This window comes from Mesorhizobium sp. M1348 (assembly GCF_040317925.1).
Lineage (GTDB): Bacteria > Pseudomonadota > Alphaproteobacteria > Rhizobiales > Rhizobiaceae > Mesorhizobium.
Genome location: NZ_JAMYLH010000072.1, coordinates 1 through 2479, shown reverse-complemented (window position 1 = coordinate 2479; position 2479 = coordinate 1). Strand labels below are relative to the sequence as shown.

2 pseudogenes are annotated in these 2479 nt (G+C 55.4%); both read right to left on the bottom strand.

Annotated elements, in window-relative coordinates:
- Positions 1 to 196 (bottom strand): annotated as a pseudogene (locus tag NKH13_RS35445) (calcium-binding protein); the annotation flags it as partial.
- A gap of 1114 nt (positions 197 to 1310) precedes the next feature.
- A pseudogene (locus NKH13_RS35440) lies at positions 1311 to 2479 on the bottom strand (calcium-binding protein); the annotation flags it as partial.

The window sequence follows — 2479 nt, the reverse complement described above, 5'->3', positions numbered from 1 at the left end:
TCGGATTGCCAAGGAAGGGGGTCATTTTCTCGATGAAGGATGAGGTCACGCCCTCATGCTCATTGAGATAGACCAGGCCCTTCATGCCATCCGGCAATGCGTTAACCTGGCTAGCATATTGAACGTCGGCCAAATTGAAGCCGGCGGTTGCAATTTCGGTGGCGGAACCACCCGAGGTGTAGTGCAGAGTTGCCATCCAATATTCCTTTTTTCTCGTTCGATAGCGCCCGAGGCCTACCTACTAGAGGGTGTATATTAGCGCCAAATCACATACAGACACCCGTTGATAGAATCATTGAGCGTTTGTAGAAATGCTGCACGCATTGTGGCTTATTTTGGCAAAACCGATTGCAGACAAGAAATTTATCGCTTTCTGAGGTCACAATCCCGGCGGAATCGCGACTTTATTTTGAAGCAGCTGTAGATTCGCAACTCATGACCTTTTGTATTACGGGGACGTTACATTATTGGTTTGTTTTGATTTATAAATTTACCTTACGAGATGAAAATAAGACAGACGTTAACTTAAGAGCCAAGCCGCTCCGCAGTCTCACTGCCGTAAGCAATTAGTTGTGGACAATTCGTAGGCATCTGCGCTCATCATCTTATATCGGTCGGCAGATCTCCGTGATCGAGATCAAATCAATGTAGGAAACCGCTCAAGGTGAGAATAGGGGCGGTTCCCAGTCGGAGCGCCTGCCGCACTCGCTCATGAGGAAGACTTAAGCGACGTAAAAAACTGTTCGGCCGACGTTTATGAGCGAGGGACAACTGCCGAATGACTGCCGGGGTTGCGGTGCCTGGTCCCTGCTCTCGCGCTCAGGTAATTGGCATTCCCGATTTATCTATCCCTGATCTGCGAAGGGGCGGTTTGCGAAGCTATGGCCGCTATTGCGCAGAGGATCTGATAGCGGCCTCGGGATCTGGTACTCGATTCCAGGTTCAGATGGGATCTGACCGTTCGTTGCCGAGAAGAATCGAATAAGAGTAAGAATAAGAGTAAAGAGACGAGAAAGTGCATACCAGATTACTCGCGAAGCCGTTTTGCTTCGTCATGCACCGTGCGATGAGCTTCTATTTCACTGAGATTCACTAGCCGTTCAAGGCACGGAAGCGGTCGAGAACCGCGCCGAGTAAACTCGGTGACGGGCAGATTCAAGCCACCCTTCAATGATGCCCTGCTAGCGAACCCGCTGGGTGACAAGGTTGAGCATCAGCCCGAATGGGCACCCCCTTTGGAAAAATCCGGTGCTTGAACAAAGACGGAACGGCGGACCGGCTCGAGCAGAAGGTCCGCCGTTCCGGGTCGTTCAGATCACGAGAAACGAACCTGCTGCAAGCGACAGACCTGGAGAGAGAGTGGCGAACTGTATTTGAGCTGCGCCACCGATCCCGTCGCTGTCGAAAGACAGCGCCCCGGTTGAGCTGTTGTAGATTATATGGTCGGAGCTGTCATGCGCGGCCGTGCCAGCAAAGAAAGCATCGGATGAAAGGCCACCCAGCTTAAGCCCGGCAAAAACCGCGTCGTCGAGTTGGATCTTGTCCTGGAGCTTGTTGAAGTCGGTGATCCTGTCGATATTGCCGGCCCCAAGAGCGCTGTTGAACACGAATGCATCATTGCCTCCGTTACCGGTCAAGATGTCGGCACCGCCGCCGCCTTTTATGACATTGGCGCCGGCATTGCCCTGGATGGCCTGTGCGAACTCGTTGCCGGTTAGGTTGATTGCCGTGGTGGCGGAGGGGTACCTCGTAGCGAGAAGCTCGACCTCCGAGCCGGCCGCAAGCGCATAGCTCACCGTGGTGGCTATGTTGTCGCGACCGCCGCCTACCGCCTCGATCACTCGGTCGCCGACATTGTCGACATAGTAGCTGTCGTTGCCGCCATAGCCGACCATCGTGTCGGCACCACCGAGGCCATTGAAGACATTGCTACCGGCATTACCTTGGATGGTCTGGGCGAACTCGTTGCCGTTGAGGTGGATCGGCGCTGTGCCGGACGGGTTGCTGGTGGCGAGAAGCTCGATCTGCGAGCTGGCGGCAAGCGCATGGCTCATCGAAGTGATCACCTTGTCGGTGCCACCGCCTACCGCCTCGATCGCTTTGTCGCCGGCATTGTCGACATAATAGGTGTCGTTGCCGCCATAACCGATCATGGTGTCCGCGCCGTGTCCACCGTTGATGACATTGGCGCCGGCATTGCCCTGGATGGTCTGGGTGAACTCGTTGCCGGTGAGATTGATTGCGGCCGTACCGGAGGGGTTCGTGGTCGCAAGAAGCTCGACCTGCGAGCCAGCCGAAAGGACATAGCTCACCGAGGCAAGCACCTTGTCGGAGCCGCCGCCAGCGGCCTCGACCACTTTGTCGGCAGCATTGTCGACATAATAGGTGTCGTTGCCACCATAGCCGCTCATCATGTCGGCGCCGCCGAGGCCGTTGATGACATTGGCGCCGGCATTGCCCTGGATGGTCTGGGCGAACG